The sequence below is a fragment of the Bradyrhizobium sp. KB893862 SZCCT0404 genome, assembly GCF_018130885.1.
GTDB classification, from domain to species: domain Bacteria; phylum Pseudomonadota; class Alphaproteobacteria; order Rhizobiales; family Xanthobacteraceae; genus Bradyrhizobium; species Bradyrhizobium stylosanthis.
In genome coordinates this window covers 1-17241 of sequence record NZ_JAFCLT010000008.1, presented here as the reverse complement: position 1 = coordinate 17241, position 17241 = coordinate 1, and the positions used below count along the sequence as shown (strand labels likewise).

The 17241-nt window shown below is 66.1% G+C and carries 16 protein-coding genes; 9 read left to right on the top strand and 7 right to left on the bottom strand.

Annotated features, from left to right (window positions below; translation table 11 throughout):
- Positions 1-138: 138 nt before the first annotated feature.
- The 4 genes from JQ617_RS27675 to JQ617_RS27660 all read right to left on the bottom strand — a co-directional run bounded on the left by JQ617_RS27675 (position 139) and on the right by JQ617_RS27660 (position 2017).
- The gene (locus tag JQ617_RS27675) at positions 139-795 is read right to left on the bottom strand and encodes a DsbA family protein (RefSeq protein WP_212029088.1); all 657 of its coding nucleotides are present in this window, start codon (positions 793-795) and stop codon (positions 139-141) included.
- 134 nt (positions 796-929) lie between these two features.
- Positions 930-1427 (bottom strand): DUF721 domain-containing protein, encoded by a 498-nt coding sequence (locus JQ617_RS27670; RefSeq protein WP_212029087.1) that lies wholly within the window; start codon positions 1425-1427, stop codon positions 930-932.
- Positions 1428-1437: 10 nt separating this feature from the next.
- Positions 1438-1761, bottom strand: a complete 324-nt coding sequence (locus JQ617_RS27665) for a HigA family addiction module antitoxin (RefSeq protein ID WP_063692035.1) — start codon at positions 1759-1761, stop codon at positions 1438-1440.
- Positions 1733-2017, bottom strand: a complete 285-nt coding sequence (locus JQ617_RS27660; protein ID WP_063692033.1) for a type II toxin-antitoxin system RelE/ParE family toxin — start codon at positions 2015-2017, stop codon at positions 1733-1735. Before JQ617_RS27660 ends, JQ617_RS27665 begins: the two co-directional genes overlap by 29 nt.
- Positions 2018-2100: 83 nt before the next feature.
- Between JQ617_RS27660 and mutY the strand changes: the two genes are divergently transcribed.
- Positions 2101-3198 (top strand): A/G-specific adenine glycosylase, encoded by a 1098-nt coding sequence (mutY, locus tag JQ617_RS27655; protein WP_212029086.1) that lies wholly within the window; start codon positions 2101-2103, stop codon positions 3196-3198.
- 6 nt (positions 3199-3204) lie between these two features.
- Here the strand turns inward: mutY and JQ617_RS27650 are convergent, their stop codons facing one another.
- Entirely contained in the window at positions 3205-4950 is a 1746-nt protein-coding gene (locus JQ617_RS27650; protein ID WP_212029085.1) for a sensor domain-containing diguanylate cyclase, read from the bottom strand.
- A 252-nt stretch (positions 4951-5202) separates the two neighbouring features.
- Here JQ617_RS27650 and JQ617_RS27645 point away from each other — a divergent pair, with 252 nt between their 5' ends.
- Complete coding sequence (locus JQ617_RS27645; protein WP_212029084.1) at positions 5203-5625, top strand: PaaI family thioesterase; 423 nt, start codon at positions 5203-5205, stop codon at positions 5623-5625.
- Between the two features lie 258 nt (positions 5626-5883).
- Here the strand turns inward: JQ617_RS27645 and JQ617_RS27640 are convergent, their stop codons facing one another.
- Positions 5884-7161: a flavin-dependent oxidoreductase gene (locus JQ617_RS27640; protein ID WP_212029083.1), complete on the bottom strand. Its 1278-nt coding sequence runs from the start codon at positions 7159-7161 to the stop codon at positions 5884-5886.
- 140 nt (positions 7162-7301) lie between these two features.
- Between JQ617_RS27640 and JQ617_RS27635 the strand changes: the two genes are divergently transcribed.
- Positions 7302-7922, top strand: coding sequence for a glutathione S-transferase family protein (locus JQ617_RS27635; RefSeq protein ID WP_212029082.1), 621 nt, complete (start codon positions 7302-7304; stop codon positions 7920-7922).
- A 130-nt stretch (positions 7923-8052) separates the two neighbouring features.
- On the opposite strand, the gene JQ617_RS27630 is transcribed toward JQ617_RS27635, so the two are convergent.
- Positions 8053-8982 (bottom strand): LysR family transcriptional regulator, encoded by a 930-nt coding sequence (locus tag JQ617_RS27630; RefSeq protein WP_212029081.1) that lies wholly within the window; start codon positions 8980-8982, stop codon positions 8053-8055.
- A 90-nt stretch (positions 8983-9072) separates the two neighbouring features.
- On the opposite strand from JQ617_RS27630, the gene JQ617_RS27625 reads away from it, so the two are divergent.
- The 6 genes from JQ617_RS27625 to JQ617_RS27600 form a co-directional block, all read left to right on the top strand.
- Entirely contained in the window at positions 9073-9516 is a 444-nt protein-coding gene (locus JQ617_RS27625; protein WP_212029080.1) for a nuclear transport factor 2 family protein, read from the top strand.
- Positions 9517-9587: 71 nt separating this feature from the next.
- A complete protein-coding gene (locus JQ617_RS40275) occupies positions 9588-9734 on the top strand; it encodes a DUF1127 domain-containing protein (RefSeq protein WP_283842093.1) in 147 nt (48 codons plus the stop codon).
- A 130-nt stretch (positions 9735-9864) separates the two neighbouring features.
- Positions 9865-10449, top strand: coding sequence for a biliverdin-producing heme oxygenase (locus JQ617_RS27615; RefSeq protein ID WP_212029079.1), 585 nt, complete (start codon positions 9865-9867; stop codon positions 10447-10449).
- A complete protein-coding gene (locus tag JQ617_RS27610) occupies positions 10446-12989 on the top strand; it encodes an HWE histidine kinase domain-containing protein (protein ID WP_212029078.1) in 2544 nt (847 codons plus the stop codon). Before JQ617_RS27615 ends, JQ617_RS27610 begins: the two co-directional genes overlap by 4 nt.
- A gap of 241 nt (positions 12990-13230) precedes the next feature.
- On the top strand, positions 13231-15240 hold the full coding sequence (locus tag JQ617_RS27605) for a methyl-accepting chemotaxis protein (RefSeq protein WP_212029077.1): 2010 nt from the start codon (positions 13231-13233) through the stop codon (positions 15238-15240).
- 283 nt (positions 15241-15523) lie between these two features.
- Positions 15524-17241 (top strand): HAMP domain-containing methyl-accepting chemotaxis protein (locus tag JQ617_RS27600; protein WP_212029076.1); only part of this gene is annotated, 1718 nt, incomplete at its 3' end.

Sequence of the window (17241 nt, the reverse complement as noted above, 5' to 3'; positions counted from 1 at the left end):
TCGCGCGAGGCGCCTCATGCGGCTGGACAATGGCCGCGGTGCGCCGCGAGGGCAACCGGCGAAAGCCGCTTTTCCCAAGGGATTTATGCCGGGAAAGATACGGCTTTCGAGATGCGAATCAGGATCTTGACGAGCGAATCAGCTCTTCAGGAGCGGATTGATCTTCTTGGCGAACTCCTCGAACGAGGCCTCGCCCTTGATCTTCTCGCCGTTGATGAAGAAGGTCGGCGTCGAATCCACCTTGAGCACGTCGCTGGCGTATTTCTGGTCGGCGGCGATCTTGTCGAGCAGCGCCTGGTCCTTCAGGCAGGCTTCGACCTGCTGCTGGGTCAGGCCGGCCTGCTTGCCGATCCGCGTCAGGGTCTCGGTGGTGTTCTTCATCACCCAGTCGCTCTGCTGGCGGAACAGCATGTCGGTGACGGCGAAGTATTTCGCGGCGTCGTCCTTGGCGATGCAGCGCGACAGCATCGAGCCGGCGGCGGCTTTGATGTCGAGCGGGAACTCGCGGAAGATGTAACGCACCTTGCCGGTGTCGATGTATTCCGACTTGATCTTGGGGAACACCTGCTCGTTGAAGGCCGCGCAGTGCGGGCAGGTCATCGAGGCGTATTCGGTGATGGTGACGGCGGCATCCTTCGGGCCGAGCGCCATGTCGGGCAGCGACACCGGCTTGGCGACATCGGCGGCGGACTGCGCGAAGGCCTCGGAGACGAACCGCAGCGGCGAGAGCCCGGCGAGCGCGGCGAGCCCGGTCAGCGACAGCATCGTGGTGAAGGCGCGGCGGGTGATGATCAAGGTCGGCTCCCGAATTGGCGTGGTCTCGCCCCGAGGTTTGGCAAGGTTCCCGGGCGGCCTGTCGCTAGCTTGAAACGTGGTTTGAGGCAATGGCGAGCGGCAGGAACGGGCCCAGATTGCCCGCGAAATGAGGCTCAATTTCGCTTGATGGCGGCCCCGAGCCGGGCCAGCGCCGTCTTCAGTTCTTCATCCTCGATCTCCCCTAGGCTCTCGGCCACCTTGGCGACCGATTTGGGGTCCGGCGGGCCGGGCCGTTTCCGGGCCCGCGGCCGCGACAGGGGAGCCTGGCGGAAGGCCAGCTTGCCGACCGCGCTCCAGCCGAAGAAGCGGTTGACCCGTTCCAGGATTACGTCCGCGGAGTGCTGGATCTCCAGCGCCATGGGACCCTCGACCCGCAGCACCAGCGTCGCCGGCTCCTGCGGCTGGCCCTCGACGGGCCGCGGCCATTGCATCTTGAGCGGCTCGGCATGGGCCGCAATCTCCGGCCCCGCGATCTGCGCCCACCGCGTCACCAGCTCGCGCGCCGCAAAGCCCTGCTTGGCATAGGCCTCGGCAAAGACGTCGTCGAGCAGGATCCCGAGCGGTTTGGCGCTGATCGGACCTGGCTTGTAGATGGGGCCGGATTTGGACATGGGGCGTCCGCTATGCCGCCGCGCGAGGCCGGATGGCCTTGAGGTCGCGATCAATCTCGCGCCGCCGCTGCATCAGATCGTAGTCCATCTGGAGCCCAAGGAAAAAGCCCTCCGACAAACCAAAATAGCGGGCGAGCCGCAGGTCGGTATCGGCGCTGATATCGCGCTTGCCCAGCACGATCTCGTTGATCCGCCGCGGCGGAACGTGAACGGCCCGTGCCAGCGCGTTCTGGCTGAGCTCCATCGGCTTCAGGAATTCCTCGAGCAGGATCTCGCCGGGATGGGGATTGCGGAGGAGCCCGTTCCTAGTCGTGGTAGTCGACGATTTCGACATCTCTCGGTCCTCCGTCGTCCCAAACAAAACAGATGCGCCACTGATCGTTGATCCGGATCGAATGCTGGCCCTGGCGGTCGGCTTTCAGGGCTTCGAGCCGGTTGCCCGGGGGAACCCTGAGATCGGCCAACACCCGCGCCTGATTTAACAGACGCAGTTTTCGCAAGGCTGCATTCTGAATGTCGGGCGGCAGTTTTCGACTTCGCCGCCCGGACCAGATCAACTCTGTCTCGGAGTTGGCGAAGCTCTGGATCATGTCTGTGTATAACGTATGACGTTATAGCACGCAACGGTCCGGTCCCGCTGGCCACAGCCGAAATCCTCCTCTAGGAAGGGCGCATGTCCTCCACGACTGCGCGCAAGAAGGAACAGAGCAAGGCGGCAAGCGCGTCGCTGGCCCGTCCGACCCTCCTGCTCGCCTGGTACGACCGCCACCGCCGCCGGCTGCCCTGGCGCGCCGGGCCCGGAGAGGCGTCGGACCCTTACCGCGTCTGGCTCTCCGAGATCATGCTCCAGCAGACCACGGTGAAGGCGGTCGGGCCCTATTTCGAGAAATTCGTCGCGCGCTGGCCTGATGTCACGGCGCTGGGGCGTGCGTCCCAGGATGACGTGCTGCGGATGTGGGCCGGGCTCGGCTATTATTCGCGCGCTCGCAATCTCTACGCCTGCGCGGTGGCGGTGACGTGCGAGCACGGCGGCGCCTTTCCCGATACCGAGGAGGGGCTGCGCGCGCTGCCGGGGATCGGCCCCTACACGGCGGCGGCGATCGCCGCGATCGCCTTCGACCGCCACACCATGCCCGTGGACGGCAACATCGAGCGCGTGGTGTCGCGGCTCTTTGCCGTTGAAGAAGAGCTGCCGGCAGCAAAGCCGCTGATCCAGCAACTGGCAACGACACTGCTGGCGAATTCGCGCGCCGGCGATAGCGCGCAGGCGCTGATGGATCTGGGCGCCTCGATCTGCACGCCGAAGAAGCCGGCCTGCTCGCTATGCCCGTTCACCGAGGATTGCACCGCGCGCGCGCTGGGCACGCAGGAGACGTTTCCGCGCAAGGCACCGAAGAAGAGCGGAACGCTGCGGCGTGGCGCCGCCTTCGTGGTGACGCGCGGCGATGAGCTGCTGGTCCGCTCGCGGCCCGAAAAGGGCCTGCTCGGCGGCATGACCGAAGTGCCGGGCTCGGACTGGCTCGCCGGACATGAGGATGCAACGGCGAAACAGCAGGCGCCCGCGCTGAAGGGGCTGTCGCGCTGGCAGCGCAAGGTGGGCGTCGTCACCCACGTCTTCACGCATTTTCCGCTGGAGCTGGTGGTCTACACGGCGAAGGCCGAGGCCCGCACCCGCGCGCCCGAGGGCATGCGCTGGGTGCCGATTGCGACGCTGGCCGGCGAAGCGCTGCCCAACGTCATGCGCAAGGTGATCGCGCACGCGCTGGACTGAAACGCCTCACGCTGCGCGCGCGGCGCGCTCGTCTTCGGCCGGCATCAGGAAGGTGCGGTTGCGCCCGGTCTTCTTGGCGACATAGAGGCCCTGGTCGGCGCGCTCGATCACGTCCTGGACGTCGCGGTCACCTTCGTCGAACAGCGCAAGCCCGACCGAGACGGTGAGGGGAATGACGGTGTCGCCGTGGCGCACCGTCGCGCTCTCGATCGATGCCCGGATGCGGTCGGCGAGCAGGATCGCGGTCTCCTGGTCGATCTCGCGCAGCAGCACCACGAATTCCTCGCCGCCGAAGCGGGCGGCCTTGTCGGTGGTCCGGATCGACTGGTTGACGATCTCGGCGACGCGCTTGATGGCGTCGTCGCCCGCGGCGTGGCCGTGGGTGTCGTTGATCTTCTTGAAATGATCGATGTCGATCATCAGCGTCGCCATGTTGCGCTTGTAGCGGCGGCAGAACGCCACGGCGTCGTCGGCGACAGCGAGGAACGAGCGGCGATTCATCAGGCCGGTCATGAAGTCGGTGTCGGCGAGCTGGCGCAGCTTCAGCATGTCCTCCTGCAGCTGCATCGCGTTCTCGGTGGCGCGCAGTTCGGCCTCCTTGGTGCGCTCCTCGGCAAGGCCGATGCGGCGCAGCAGCGAGCGCAGCGCGCGCGAGAGCTGCACCACTTCGGCCGAGCCGCTCTGCCGCGCCAGCATGGTCGGGCCATGGGCGCGTCCGATCCGGTCGGCCTCCTGCGTGATCGCGATGATCGGGCCTGCGATCCGCCGCGCCAACAGCACGGCCAGCGACAAGGCGATCAGGGCGGTGACCGCGCCGATCGCCATGATCATCTGCGCCGAGGAGATCGCGGCGGCGAGCGCGACGCTCGCCGGCTGGCTCGCGGTGACGATCCAGTTCAGCCCCTGATAATCGCGATAGCCGCGGCCGACATGGAAGGCGGTCAGCAACTGCCGTCCATCCGCGGTTTCGCGGAACGTGCCGTCGCGGGCATTCAGGATGCCGGAGAGATCCTCGCCGGCATAGCGCGTCGTTTCCTTCTGCGGCCCGACCAGGACCACGCCGCCCTTGCTCAGGATCGAGAGCTGCGTGTCGGTGTCGCCGTCATTGGCTTCGACGTCCTTGATCAGGTTGCTCGCCCAGTTCCAGTCGAGGTGGCCGCCGAGCACGCCGAGCAGCTTGCCGGAGGCGTCGCGGACGGGAACGGCGATGTCGACGAAGCGATAGGGCTCGTTGTTGGCGCGCTGCGTCAGCAGCGAGGCCAGCAGCATGGCCTCGTGCACGTCGCCGACGGCGATCCTTTCGAGACCCTGCTTGAACCACGGACGCGCAGCGACGGACTTGCCCTGCAGCAGGCCGCCGGTCGAGGCGACGACATTGCCGTCGAGATCGGCAAAGCCGATCCAGGTGAAGTCGAACGAGTGTTGCAGCGCCTCGAGCGCGCTGCGCAATTCCGCGGGATTGCCCTGCCACAGCCGTTGCATCGGCTGGAGTTCGGCGAAGAGCTTCATCTCCTGCTGCCGCGTCGCCATGAAGCGGTCGAGCCGGGCCGAGGTGGTGGAGGCGATCCCGGCGAGGTTGCTCTCGATGAGCGCGGCCGTGTGCCGGTAACTGACGAGGGCGGCGCCGGCGGCGAGCGTGCCGACGAGCACGATGGACAGCGCGGCGACGGCGGCGGCGATCTGCGTCCGCACGGTCAGTCGATCTTCGATCGCGTGCAGGCGGTCTGCCGCCCGCTTCAGAAGGGCTCGCATGGAAGGCTCCGGTTTGACCGTCGCTTGTCCCATGCTGGTAACTTCCAACCGCTTACCGGCGGATTTCCCAATTGGATCGTATTGAATCTGTCGTGAAACCGGGTGGTTGAAACCGGCTTAATGCCGCACGGAATGCCTCGAATCCGTACAGTTCTCCGTATTTCGCCGGGGACGCAGCGCTGCGGGGCGTCGCCTGCTGCCACTAGGGTGTCAGCAGGATGACGCTAGATGTCGGCGGCAACGGAGGCTCGCATGATCAAGACCGCGCTCGACAACTTCCCACGGCCGCCCTGCGCCGAGCTGCTCGGCTGGCGCCTGCTCGACGCCCGCCCCCAGGAGGGCTGGATCAGGCTTGCCTTCGAGGGCAAGCCGGAGTTCTGCAATCCCGCCGGCTTCATCCAGGGCGGCATGCTCTCGGCCATGCTCGACGACACCATGGGCCCGGCCGTGCTGGTGATGAGCGAAGGCCGGCTCTACACCACCACGATCAGCATGACCGTGAATTTTCTCAGCCCCGCAAAGCCTGGGACGATCATTGGCGAAGCCAGGGTGACGCAGCTCGGCAAGACCATTGCATTCGTCGAGGCGAAGTTGATGGCGGAGGACGGCACGGTGCTGGCGACGGCCAGCGCGAGCGAGCGGCTGCTCGAGGCGGCGCGGGTGGTGGGAAAATAGTCTGGCTGCGCGCTCCTCTTCGCTTCTCCCCTTGCGGGAGAAGGTGGCATAGGCGGCCTTCGGCCGCCGTGCTTAAGAACGCCGAAGCGAAGCTTCGGCTACGGCGCCGGATGAGGGGTCTCTCTCCGCGTACTCAATTGGGAGAGATGCGCGCGGAGACAACCCCTCACCAAAGGCGAGTCTGCATGCACCAGCGGAGCTGCCCTCTCCCGCAAGGGGCGAGGGCGCACTCATGCGCATCTCGCTTGGCGCGAAGTCCTACGCCCTTGCCCGCGCGTCCTTGCTCACGATCGGCGGCTTCGCGTTCAGCGCCTCGACCTGGAAACCCGCGACACGCTTGTAGTTCGCCGCGATGTCTTCCAGCTCCTTTTGCGACAGCACGTCGGTGACGACCTTGTAGCCGTCGGGCGCGCGCTCCTCGACGAGCTGCATCACCTGCTCGGGGCCGTTCTTGCGGTTGAGCAGGACGAGGTCGGTGGTCGCGGGTCTGCGCTCGGCCTCATAGGCGAGCAACGCCGCTTGCGTCGGGCCGTGGGTCAGGATCTCGCGGGTGATGGTGCGGGCATCGAGGATCGCCTGCGAGGCGCCGTTCGAGCCGATCGGGTACATCGGATGGGCGGCATCGCCCATCAGCGTGACCTTGCCAAAAGTCCATTGCGAGACCGGATCGCGGTCGACCAGCGGATATTCATAGGCGTGCGGGCAATTCCGGATCAGCCCGGGCACGTCGAGCCAGTCGAACTGCCAGCTCTCGAACCAGGGCAGGAACTCCTCGAGCCGCGCGGTGCGGTTATAGTCCTCGCGCCGCCACTGATAGGTCGGCGGCATGTGGCGCTCGGCGACCCAGTTGATCAAATGGTTGCCTGAAGCGTCCGGCTGCTTCGAGATCGGGTAGCAGACGAATTTCAGGATCTCGTGCCCGGCCATGATCATGGTGCGGCCGGTGAGGAAGGCCTTGGCGGGCGTCACGCCGCGCCAGAGGATGCGGCCGTTCCAGATCGGCGGCCCTTCATTGGGATAGAGCTTTTCGCGCGCGGCGGAGTGGATGCCGTCGGCGGCGATCAGGATCGCGCCTTCGTAGGTGCCGGCGGCCTTGCCGGTCGCCTTGTCGATGAAGTCGGCGCGGACGCCGTTCTCGGTCTCGGTCCATCCGGTCAGATGATGGCTAGTGAGAATGTTCTCGCGCCCCAGCCGCTCCACCGCGGTGTCGAGCAGGAGCTGCTGCAGCGTGCCGCGATGGATCGAGAACTGCGGCCATTTGTAGCCGGCCTCCAGCCCGCGCGGCTCGCTCCAGATCGGCTTGCCGTGCTTGGAGAAATAGGCGAGCTCGCGGGTGCGCACCCCGCTGGCGTCGAGCCTGTCCATCAGCCCGAGCTCGATCAGCTCGCGCACCGCGTGCGGCAGCACGTTGATGCCGACGCCGAGCGGCTTCAGTTCCGCGACGCTCTCGAACACTTTCACGGACACGCCGATTTGATGCAGGCTCAGCGCAAGCGTCAGTCCGCCGATGCCGCCACCGGCGATGAGTACCGTCATGTCCAAACCCCTCCACTTGCTGGCGTCTTGGCACAGGCGGGCGGATGTGGGCAACTGCGAAGAGCACGGTACGTAGAATGTCGTGCTATAGACCTGGGGGACGGCAGCCGTTATTTTCCGGCTTTCCCATGAGGTCAGACATGCTCAAGCTCTACTACGCAACCGGCACCTGCGCGCTCGCCACCTACATGACCCTGGAGGAGGCCGGCGCCGACTACACGGCCGAACGGCTGAGCTTCAAGGACAACCAGCAGAACAGCCCGGACTATCTCGCCATCAACCCGAAAGGCCGGGTGCCGGCGCTGGTGACCGACCGCGGCGTCCTGACCGAGACACCGGCGATGCTGGCCTACATCGCGCAGACCTTCCCCAAGGCGAAGCTCGCACCGCTCGACGACCCCTTCGACTTCGCCCAGGTGCAGTCGTTCAACTCCTATCTGTGCTCGACCGTGCACATCAACCACGCCCACAAGATGCGCGGCGCGCGCTGGGCGACGCAAGAGAGCTCGTTCGCCGACATGAAGGCGAAGGTGCCGCAGACCATGGCCGCCTGCTTCAAGCTGATCGAAGAGAAGATGTTCAGGGGACCCTGGGTCATGGGCGATCAGTTCACGATCTGCGACCCCTATCTCTACACGCTCTCGACCTGGCTCGAAGGCGACAGCGTCGACATCAACGCCACGCCGAAGATCGCCGACCATTTCAAGCGCATGTCCGACCGTCCGGCCGTGCGCAAGGTGATGGCCGCGCAGAAGGCGTAATCGTTCTCGTAGGGTGGGTTAGCCCAGCGGATGCGCGACGCGCATCTGCTGGGTGTAACCCACCAACTTTCGTTTCCGCGGAGACAAACAGTGGTGGATTACGCCTTCGGCTAATCCACCCTACGGCAGCTCATCCGCCCTGCGACTTGCGCCTGGTTTGCTCCAGCTCCCGCCCTGTTTCCAGCATCAGCCTTCGCAGCCAGATCGAGCCGGGGTCCATCTGGGCCCGCGTCGGATGGAACATGAACTGCTCGTCGATCCCCGGATCGAGCGGCGGCGTCACCGCGACGAGCCCGAGCTGCTTCGACAGCGCGGCGATCAGCCGGCGCGGCACGAAGGCGACGAGGTCGGTGCGGGCGGCGACGTGCAGCGCCTCGAGATAGCCTGACACGACCAGTGAAATGTGGCGGTTGATGCCCTTGGTGCGCAGCCAGGTGTCGATCAGGTCCTCAGCCCCGCCGCGAATGATCACGCCGACATGGCGGGCGGCCAGGAAGGTCTCGCGCCGCTTCAGCTTCGCGGCCATCGGATGGCCGCGCCGCACCGCCAGCGCGTCGGCGTCGGTGTAGAGCAATTGCCGATGAAAGCCCTTGAAGCCGTTGCCGATCGAGATCACGAGATCGATGGTGCGGGCGAACTCGGCATGGAAGATCGCAGACCCCCGCCACGGCACGACGTCGATGCGGACGTTGGGGGCGGCCCGCGTCACCTTCTCCATCAAGGGCGGCATCAACAGCTCGACCGCGAGGTCCGGCATCATCAGGCGGAATTGCCGCTCGCTGCGTGCGGCATCGAATTCCTCGGGCACGAACAGTCCGCGCACCTGGTCGAGCGCCTGCGCCAGCGGCGCGCGCAGGGCCTGCGCCCGCGGCGTCAGCTCCATCCGCGCGCCGGTCCGCACCAGCAGCGGATCGCCGAAGATGTCGCACAGGCGTTGCAGCGCGTGGCTCGTCGCCGGCTGCGACAGGCCGATCCTCATGGCCGCGCGGCTGACATTGGCCTCGCGCAGCAGCGCATCCAGTGCGGTCAGCAAGTTGAGGTCGAGCGAAGTCAAATTCATGAGATGAATACATATCATACCAGCTATCGATTTGAAGAATTATCAACCTGCAGCGATGATCTCTCCGTACTCACCAAAGGAGATGCCGCCATGAGTGCGAGCGCCAACAAGAAACTGCTGCAGGACATTTTCGCCGCCGCCGCCAGCGCCGATCCGGCCGTGCGCGATCGCTCCCTGTTCACCGCAAGCCTGGCCGACGATGCCAGATGGGTCGTGACCGGCCAGTATTCCTGGTCGCGCACCTTCACGGGCAAGGAGGCGATCCTCAACGACCTGCACGGCTATGTGCGCACCCGCCTGCGCGACCGGACGCGCACCGTCGCCCACCGCTTCATCGCCGACGGCGACATCGTCGTGGTGGAAGCCAAGGGCGACAATTTCACGCCCGAGGGCGTGCGTTACGACAACGACTATTGCCTGGTGTTTCGTCTGGAGGACGGCAAGATCAAGGAGATCCGCGAATATTGCGACTCGGTCCTCACCGAGAAGGCGCTTGGCCAATTTCCGCAAGCGCCCGCGAGAGCGGCGAGCTGATCGGGTTGGACGATGTCGCGTCCACCGGTCATCGCTGTTCACAGCCCGGGGTGCTCGCACGGTCCTGGCAGATGCTGGTGGACCGCCTGCGCATCAGGCGAAAGCGCTCCCGGGTCCGGTGCCAGCTCGCTGCGATGACCGAGAGGGAGCTTCAGGATTTCGGGATGTCGCGGTCCGAGATCGAGTACGAGCTTAGGAAGCCCATCCGGCGGAAATAGAGGAAAGCGGACACTGACCGTCCGCGTCATCCGAGGCGCCATCGCCGGCGGGAACCTTTGCGTTCCGCCGGCGTTCCCTTGGTTTCCGGGCGCAATCGCGCCCGTGGCAACCTGCGTTCTCGGGAAATTCATGCTGGCTGGGGCTTCGGACGTTTCAACGCAGGTAGGCCGCAGCTTCTCCGGACTCCGCGAACGGCTACGAGACGCAACGTCGGCTGCGCACCGCGAGCTCGACGCGCAGCTCTCGGCGTTCGATCTCACGGTGTTTTCCGGTTACCGCCGCTTCCTGCAAGCCAGTGCCGCCGCCTTGCTGCCGCTCGAAGCTGCGCTCGTCGACGCCGGCGTCGCAAGGACGTTTCCGGACTGGACGGAACGGTCGCGCAGTGCCGCGATCGCGGCCGACCTCGGCCGCCTCGGCAGCGCCATGCCATGGCCCGTTCCGGTGTCGCCGCTGACGCAGAGCGGCGTGCTCGGCACCATGTATGTGCTGGAGGGCTCCAGGCTCGGGGCGAAATTCCTTCTCAAGACGGTCGCGGATTCCGCCGATCCGCGCGTCGGGGAGGCGACCGCCTATCTCAGCCACGGCACCGGCAAGCGGCTCTGGCAGAGCTTTCTGTCGAAGCTCGCTGACGACGGAAGTTGCGACGAGGACGAAGCGATCGAGGCGGCGCGCCTGGCCTTCGCCGCGTTCGAGCAGGCGGCGGACCGCGCATGAACGAGGCGGTCAATCTCACCAATTGCGATCGCGAGCCGATCCACGTTCCCGGCAGCGTGCAGCCCTACGGCTTCCTGCTCACCGTGTTCTCCGACTTCACGATCTGCATGGCTTCGGAGAATGCCGGCGACTTCCTCGGGACGGATGTCGCCGACCTCTTGCAGCAGCCGCTGTCGCGCGTTTTCACGGACGCCGCGGTCGAGACCATCCGCAGCCGCGTCGATCATCTGAGCGGTCCCGATGCGACCGAGCGCCTGTTCGGCGTCGAGCTCCAGGCCGGCAAGCCGCCTTACGACGTCTCCATTCATTTCTCCGCCGCCTATCTCGTCATCGAGGCGGAGCCGAGCGTCGACGAGCCCGGTGTCAATTCCGGCGAACTGGTCCGCCTGATGCTGGAGCGCATCCGCAAGACGCGCGGCATGAGCGACCTCGCCCGCGAAGCCGCGCGCCAGCTCAAGGTGCTGACCGGCTTCGACCGCGTCATGGTCTATCAGTTCCATCCGGACGGGTCGGGCGAGGTCATCGCCGAGACCGCGGAGACGGGACTCGAATCCTTCCTCGGCCTGCATTATCCGGCCTCCGACATTCCCAAGCAGGCCCGCATTCTCTATCAGCGCAACTGGCTGCGCATCATTGCCGACATCAATGCAAGGCCCGCCGCGTTGGTCTCGACCGCCACGCACAATGCGGCGCTGCTCGATCTCTCGATGAGCGTGCTGCGCTCGGTCTCGCCGATCCATATCGAGTATCTGCGCAACATGGGCGTGGGCGCCTCGATGTCGGTGTCGATCCTGCGCGACGGCAAGCTCTGGGGCCTGTTTGCCTGCCACCATTACTCGCCGCGCTACATCTCGTTCGAGAAGCGCACGGCGGCCGAGCTGTTCGGCCAGATGTTCTCCTGGATCGTGGAGGGACGCGAGCGCGAGGGCGACGTCGCCTATGAGAGCCGCGCCCATCAGGTCCAGGAGCGGTTGATCGAGACCGCGGCCTCGCACGAGCACAGCCGGCGCGCGATCGTCGATTTCCTCGGCGACTATCGCAAGATGATCGACTGCGACGGCGTCGCGGTCTGGTCCGACAACAAGATCGCGCTGCAGGGGGAGACCCCGACCGAGGAGGAGGTGAAGGATCTCGTCGCCTTCATCAACCGGACCTCGCCGGGCCGGATCTTCGCCAGTGCCGAGATCGCCAAGGTCTATGCCGCCGGCCAGTCCTTCCGTGACCGCGCCGCAGGCTTTCTCGCCATTCCGATCTCGCGAACCCCGCGCGATTGCCTGATCTTCTTCCGCCGCGAGGTCACGCGGTCCGTGAACTGGGCCGGCGCCGCCGACAAGGTCTACGAGGAGGGACCGAACGGGCCGCGCCTGACCCCGCGCAAGAGCTTCGAGCTCTGGCAGGAGACGGTGGCGGGCCAGTCGAAGCCGTGGTCGGCGGCCGATATCCGTATCGCGGAGAGCCTGCGCGTCACGCTGCTCGAGGTGATCCTGCAACTGTCCGACCTTGCTGCGCGCGAGCGCCGCGGCGCGCAGGAGCGGCAAGAGCTGATGATCGCCGAGCTCAACCATCGCGTCCGCAACATCCTGAGCCTCGTTCGCGCGCTGGTGGCGCAGAGCAAGGACACCGCCACCAGCGTGGAGGAGTTCGCCGGCGTGCTGGGCGGCCGCATCCAGGCCCTGGCGCGGGCCCACGACCAGATCACCAATTTGAACTGGGCACCGGTCGCGCTCCGAAGCCTGGTCGAATCCGAGGCCGGCGCCTATCTCGGCTCACGCGCCGGGCGCGTGAAGATGGGCGGGCCCGACGTGGCGCTCGATCCCAAGGCGTTCGCGACCCTCGCGCTCGTCGTGCACGAGATGATGACCAATTCCGCCAAATACGGCGCGCTCGCCGATTCCACCGGCCAGGTCGAGGTGGTCTGGACGCTCGACCCGAGCTCGAGTCTGGTGATCGAGTGGAAGGAAAGCGGCGGTCCGCCGGTGCAGCCGCCCTCGCGGCGCGGCTTCGGCACCACCATCATCGAACGCTCCGTGCCGTTCGACCTCAAGGGCGAGGCCGAGATCCGCTTCGATCTATTGGGGGTCCAGGCCAAATTCGTCATTCCCCCGAACTTCGTCGAACTGGTGCCATCCATTGCGGGAGCCGCCATGCGCATAGAAGAACAAGAAGCCGCCCGTCCGCGGATTTCCGACACGGCGCTGATCGTCGAGGACAATCTCATCATCGCGATGGCGGCGGAGGTGATCCTGCTCGACCTCGGCGCGCGCCACGTCGACACCGCCGCGAGCGTCGATCAGGCGCTGCGGGCGATCGAGCGCACCCGCCCGAGCTTTGCCCTGCTCGACCTCAACCTCGGCAACGAGAGCAGCATCAAGGTGGCGCAGAGGCTGAAGGAGATCGGCGTGCCCTTCATCTTCGCGACCGGCTATGGCGAGCGCGCGCCGATCCCGGTGGACCTCGCCTCGGCGCCGGTGATCCAGAAGCCCTACACGCTGGAAGTGGTCGAGAACGCGCTCGGCAAAATGACGCAGGCCAGCGCCTGACGGCCGCCGATTGCTGGCAGGCCGGCGCGTGGCGCCGGCTTCTGGCTATAAAATCAGCATAAGTTGTGCGCGTCGCAAACAGTCTGCGCGAAAAATTGGAAGGTTCAATTAACGAGTGTCCTCCATTGTGTCGCGGTGCAGCGTGGATCGCAAAGATGCGAGACGCGGCTGCCGGGGTGGCCGCTGACGATCGTCGAACGAATTCGGCCGCTCGAAGTCGCATGCATCTGGTGGAATGGGAATGCCGAAGTTTCGTTTGCGGATCAGGGGACGCCTGTACGCAGGCTTCATGGCCCTGGTGGTCGTCGGTCTGGTGATGGCGGTGGTCGCCGTCTGGAATTTGCGGGCCGTACAGGATCAGGTCGCCAAGCAATCGGCGCTTTCGGACAGCACGGCGCGCGTGCTCGAGATATCGACCCATCTCCAGGCGATCCAGCGCGCCAATCTGCGCTACATCTATGACGCCAGCGAACCTGCGATGAAGGAGGCTGCGGAGCGTGAAACCGCGGCGACCGAGCTGTTGAAGGTCGGGTCCAAGGGGACGGCGTCCGAGGAGCGGCGCGCGCTCTACGAAGGCCTCGTCGGCGACATCGCCAAAATGCGGAGCCAGCGCGACAATCTCGGGGACGCCGTCAACGAGGCGCGAACCGGCAAGGCGACGCTGCTGCCGAGCGGCGACGAGCTGACCGTCAAGATGGGCAAGCTGGTCGACGTGGCGCGCGCCGCGGTCGATGAGGACACCGCGGCCCTCGTCGCGGACCTCGAATCCAGGCTGCTTCAGGTTCAAATCTCCGGCTGGCGTTTCCTGGCCCTGCGCGACACCAAGGGACCCGCCGCCTTCAGGACCAATGTGGACCGGGCGATGCAGCGTCTTTCGGCGCTCGAAAAGAGCCCGCAGGCGAGCGAGCTGCGCACCACGCTCGCCCCGGTGAAGACCGCGCTCGGAATCTACAAATCCGCGTTCGAGACCACGTCGGCGGCGATGCTTCAGGCCGACGAGATCTACCACAAGAACCTCGCGCCGCTAATTGTCGATAGCATCGGCAAGCTCAAGGCCGCCGAAACCACCCTGAAGAAGGACTACAAGGAGTCGCGCACCGCGGCCGAGGCCGCGATCGACGGCACCACCACCGTGCAGGAGGTCGTGGGCGGACTTGCCACGCTGTTTGGATTGATCGTCGCCTTCCTGATCGCCCGCAGCATCGTGGGGCCGCTGACCTCGATGACGCGCGCGATGGGCCTCCTGGCCGGCGGCAATCTGGCGGTCGAGATCCCCGGCCGTGGCAAGACCGACGAGATCGGCGACATGGCCAAGGCGATCGAGGTGTTCAAGGACAACATGGTCGCGACCGAGCGCCTGCGTCACGAGCAGGTCGAGGTCGAGGCGCGGCAGGCCGAGAGCCGCAAGCAGGACATGGTCAAGCTCGCCGACCAGTTCGAGCAGGCGGTCGGCGAGATCGTGAACACCGTGTCGTCGGCCTCGAACGAGCTCGAAGCGTCCGCCGGCACGCTCACGGCAACCGCCTCGCGCGCCCAGAATCTCTCCACGGAAGTTGCGTCCGCCTCGCAGGAGGCCACCGCCAACGTGCAGGCCGTTGCCTCCGCGACCGAACAACTGTCCTCCTCGGTCTCCGAGATCGCGCGCCAGGTGCAGGAATCCGCCCGCATCGCCAGCGAGGCGGTGGGGCAGGCCAGCAAGACCAACGAGCGCGTCGGCGAATTGTCCAAGGCCGCCGCCCGCATCGGCGACGTGGTCGAGCTGATCAACACCATTGCCGGCCAGACCAATCTCCTCGCGCTGAACGCCACCATCGAGGCGGCGCGCGCAGGCGAAGCCGGCCGCGGCTTCGCGGTGGTGGCTTCGGAAGTGAAGGCGCTCGCCGAGCAGACCGCGAAGGCGACCGGCGAGATCGGCCAGCAGATTTCCAGCATCCAGGCCGCCACCGAGCAGTCGGTCGGATCCATCAGGGAGATCAGCGGCACCATCGAGCGGCTGTCGGAAATCTCCTCGACGGTTGCGGCGGCGGTGGAGCAGCAGGGCGCGGCGACGCAGGAGATCTCCCGCAACGTCCAGCAGGCGGCCCGCGGCACCCAGCGCGTCTCGACCAATATCGGTGACGTGCAGCGCGGCGCCTCCGAGACCGGCTCGGCCTCCTCGCAGGTGCTGTCGGCGGCGCGCTCGCTGTCGTCGGACAGCAACCGCCTGAAGCAGGAAGTCACCAAGTTCCTGAACTCGGTCCACGCCGCCTGACATCAAAAGCAGAAGGCCACTCCCATGCGCGTGGCCTTTCAAGGCGATTGCGCGATCAGGCACTGATCGCGCTGCCGCTTTATTGCTCAGCTTTGCTGAAGCTGACGATGACTTCGTCGTTTCTCCGTATTCGGCACCGGTAAAATACAGCCTCAATTAACAATTGTTGCGCACTGTGAGCAGTGCAGCACGATTCTCGAGGGCGTGGTTGCGGCGGGCCACCGTTGCAATCCCGAGAGGGGCGTCGGCTGCTTTCTCTTTCCTGCTGCGATGGGTGACAGCGATGCCGAGCTTGCGTTTGGGAATTCGGGGGCGTCTCTACGCCGGATTTTCGGTTCTCGTGGGCCTTGGCCTGGTGATGGCCGCGGTCGCGGTCTGGAATCTGTGGGCGGTCCAGGACCAGATGGCGCGCCTGTCCACTCTCTCGGACAACACCGCGCGCGTCCAGGAAATCTCGATCAACCTGCAGGCGCTCCGGCGCGCCAATCTGCGCTACATCTATGACGCCGATGCGCCGGCCTTCAAGGAAGCCGCGGAACGGGAAACCGCAACGGTCGAGCTGTTGAAGGCCGCGGCCAAATCGACCGTCTCCGAGGAGCGGCTCAAGATCTACAACGGCCTCACCAGCGATATCGAGAAGCTGAAATCCCTGCGCGAGCGCATGGGCGCCGCCATCGACGCGACGACCAAGGGCAAGGCCACTCTGCTCGCCGGCGGCGACGAACTCACCGCCAACACCAGCAAGGTGGTCGCTGCGGCCACTGCGACCGGCGATTCCTATGTGAGCGCCTTCGTGACCGAGCTCGAAGCCAAGATCCTGCTGGTCCGCGTCGCGAACTGGCGTTTCCTCGCCGTGCGCGACGCCAAGGGACCGGCGACGTTCCGCACCAACGTCGAACGGGCGCAGCAGCGCCTCACGACGCTGGAGCAGGAGGGATTGCCTGACGAGGTCAAGGCCGCGCTCGGGCCGATCAAGACCTCGCTTGCGGCCTACAAGGTGGCCTTCGAGGCCACCTCCGCGGCGATCCTCCAGGCCGACGAGATCTACCGCAACAATATCGCGCCGCTGATCGGCGAAAGCGTCGACAGGCTCAAGGTCGCGGAAACCGGGCTCAAGGCCGATTACCAGAAGTCGCGCGCAGCCGCCGATAGCGTCATTGCCAACACGACCTGGATCCAGGAGGTCGCCGGTGGCCTTGCGATCCTGTTCGGCGGCATCGTTGCCTTCCTGATTGCCCGCAGCATCGTCGGTCCCCTGGCCACGATGACCCGCGCGATGGGGCGGCTGGCCGGTGGCGACCTCAAGGTCGAGATTCCCGGCCGTGGAAATCGCGACGAGATCGGCGACATGGCCAAGGCGATCCAGGTGTTCAAGGAGAGCATGGTCGAGACCGACCGCCTGCGCCACGAGCAGGTCGAGGTCGAAGCGCGCCAGGCGGAGAGCCGCAAGCAGGATATGGTCAGGCTTGCCGACCAGTTCGAGCAGGCGGTCGGCGAGATCGTGAACACCGTGTCGTCGGCGTCGAACGAGCTCGAAGCCTCCGCCGGTACGCTGACGACGACCGCGACGCGCGCCCAGGACCTGTCGACGGAAGTCGCCAGCGCCTCCCAGGAAGCCTCGGCCAATGTTCAGGCCGTTGCCTCGGCCACCGAGGAGCTCTCGTCCTCGGTTTCCGAGATCGCGCGGCAGGTGCAGGAATCCGCACGCATCGCCAGCGAGGCGGTGGGGCAGGCCAGCAGGACCAACGAGCGCGTCGGGGAACTGTCCAAGGCCGCCGCGCGCATCGGCGACGTGGTCGAGCTGATCAACACCATCGCCGGCCAGACCAATCTCCTCGCGCTCAATGCCACCATCGAGGCGGCGCGCGCAGGCGAAGCCGGCCGCGGCTTTGCGGTGGTCGCCTCGGAGGTGAAGGCGCTTGCCGAGCAGACCGCGAAGGCGACCGGCGAGATCGGCCAGCAGATTTCCAGCATCCAGGCCGCCACCGAGCAGTCGGTCGG

What these genes read in the sequence shown, in the direction of transcription:
- JQ617_RS27670 (WP_212029087.1), bottom strand. Translation starts at nt 1,427, where the DNA reads ATGTCCAAATCCGGCCCCATCTACAAGCCAGGTCCGATCAGCGCCAAA.
- JQ617_RS27665 (WP_063692035.1), bottom strand. Translation starts at nt 1,761, where the DNA reads ATGTCGAAATCGTCGACTACCACGACTAGGAACGGGCTCCTCCGCAAT.
- JQ617_RS27660 (WP_063692033.1), bottom strand. Translation starts at nt 2,017, where the DNA reads ATGATCCAGAGCTTCGCCAACTCCGAGACAGAGTTGATCTGGTCCGGG.
- mutY (WP_212029086.1), top strand. Translation starts at nt 2,101, where the DNA reads ATGTCCTCCACGACTGCGCGCAAGAAGGAACAGAGCAAGGCGGCAAGC.
- JQ617_RS27650 (WP_212029085.1), bottom strand. Translation starts at nt 4,950, where the DNA reads ATGCGAGCCCTTCTGAAGCGGGCGGCAGACCGCCTGCACGCGATCGAA.
- JQ617_RS27645 (WP_212029084.1), top strand. Translation starts at nt 5,203, where the DNA reads ATGATCAAGACCGCGCTCGACAACTTCCCACGGCCGCCCTGCGCCGAG.
- JQ617_RS27640 (WP_212029083.1), bottom strand. Translation starts at nt 7,161, where the DNA reads ATGACGGTACTCATCGCCGGTGGCGGCATCGGCGGACTGACGCTTGCG.
- JQ617_RS27635 (WP_212029082.1), top strand. Translation starts at nt 7,302, where the DNA reads ATGCTCAAGCTCTACTACGCAACCGGCACCTGCGCGCTCGCCACCTAC.
- JQ617_RS27630 (WP_212029081.1), bottom strand. Translation starts at nt 8,982, where the DNA reads ATGAATTTGACTTCGCTCGACCTCAACTTGCTGACCGCACTGGATGCG.
- JQ617_RS27625 (WP_212029080.1), top strand. Translation starts at nt 9,073, where the DNA reads ATGAGTGCGAGCGCCAACAAGAAACTGCTGCAGGACATTTTCGCCGCC.
- JQ617_RS40275 (WP_283842093.1), top strand. Translation starts at nt 9,588, where the DNA reads ATGCTGGTGGACCGCCTGCGCATCAGGCGAAAGCGCTCCCGGGTCCGG.
- JQ617_RS27615 (WP_212029079.1), top strand. Translation starts at nt 9,865, where the DNA reads ATGCTGGCTGGGGCTTCGGACGTTTCAACGCAGGTAGGCCGCAGCTTC.
- JQ617_RS27610 (WP_212029078.1), top strand. Translation starts at nt 10,446, where the DNA reads ATGAACGAGGCGGTCAATCTCACCAATTGCGATCGCGAGCCGATCCAC.
- JQ617_RS27605 (WP_212029077.1), top strand. Translation starts at nt 13,231, where the DNA reads ATGCCGAAGTTTCGTTTGCGGATCAGGGGACGCCTGTACGCAGGCTTC.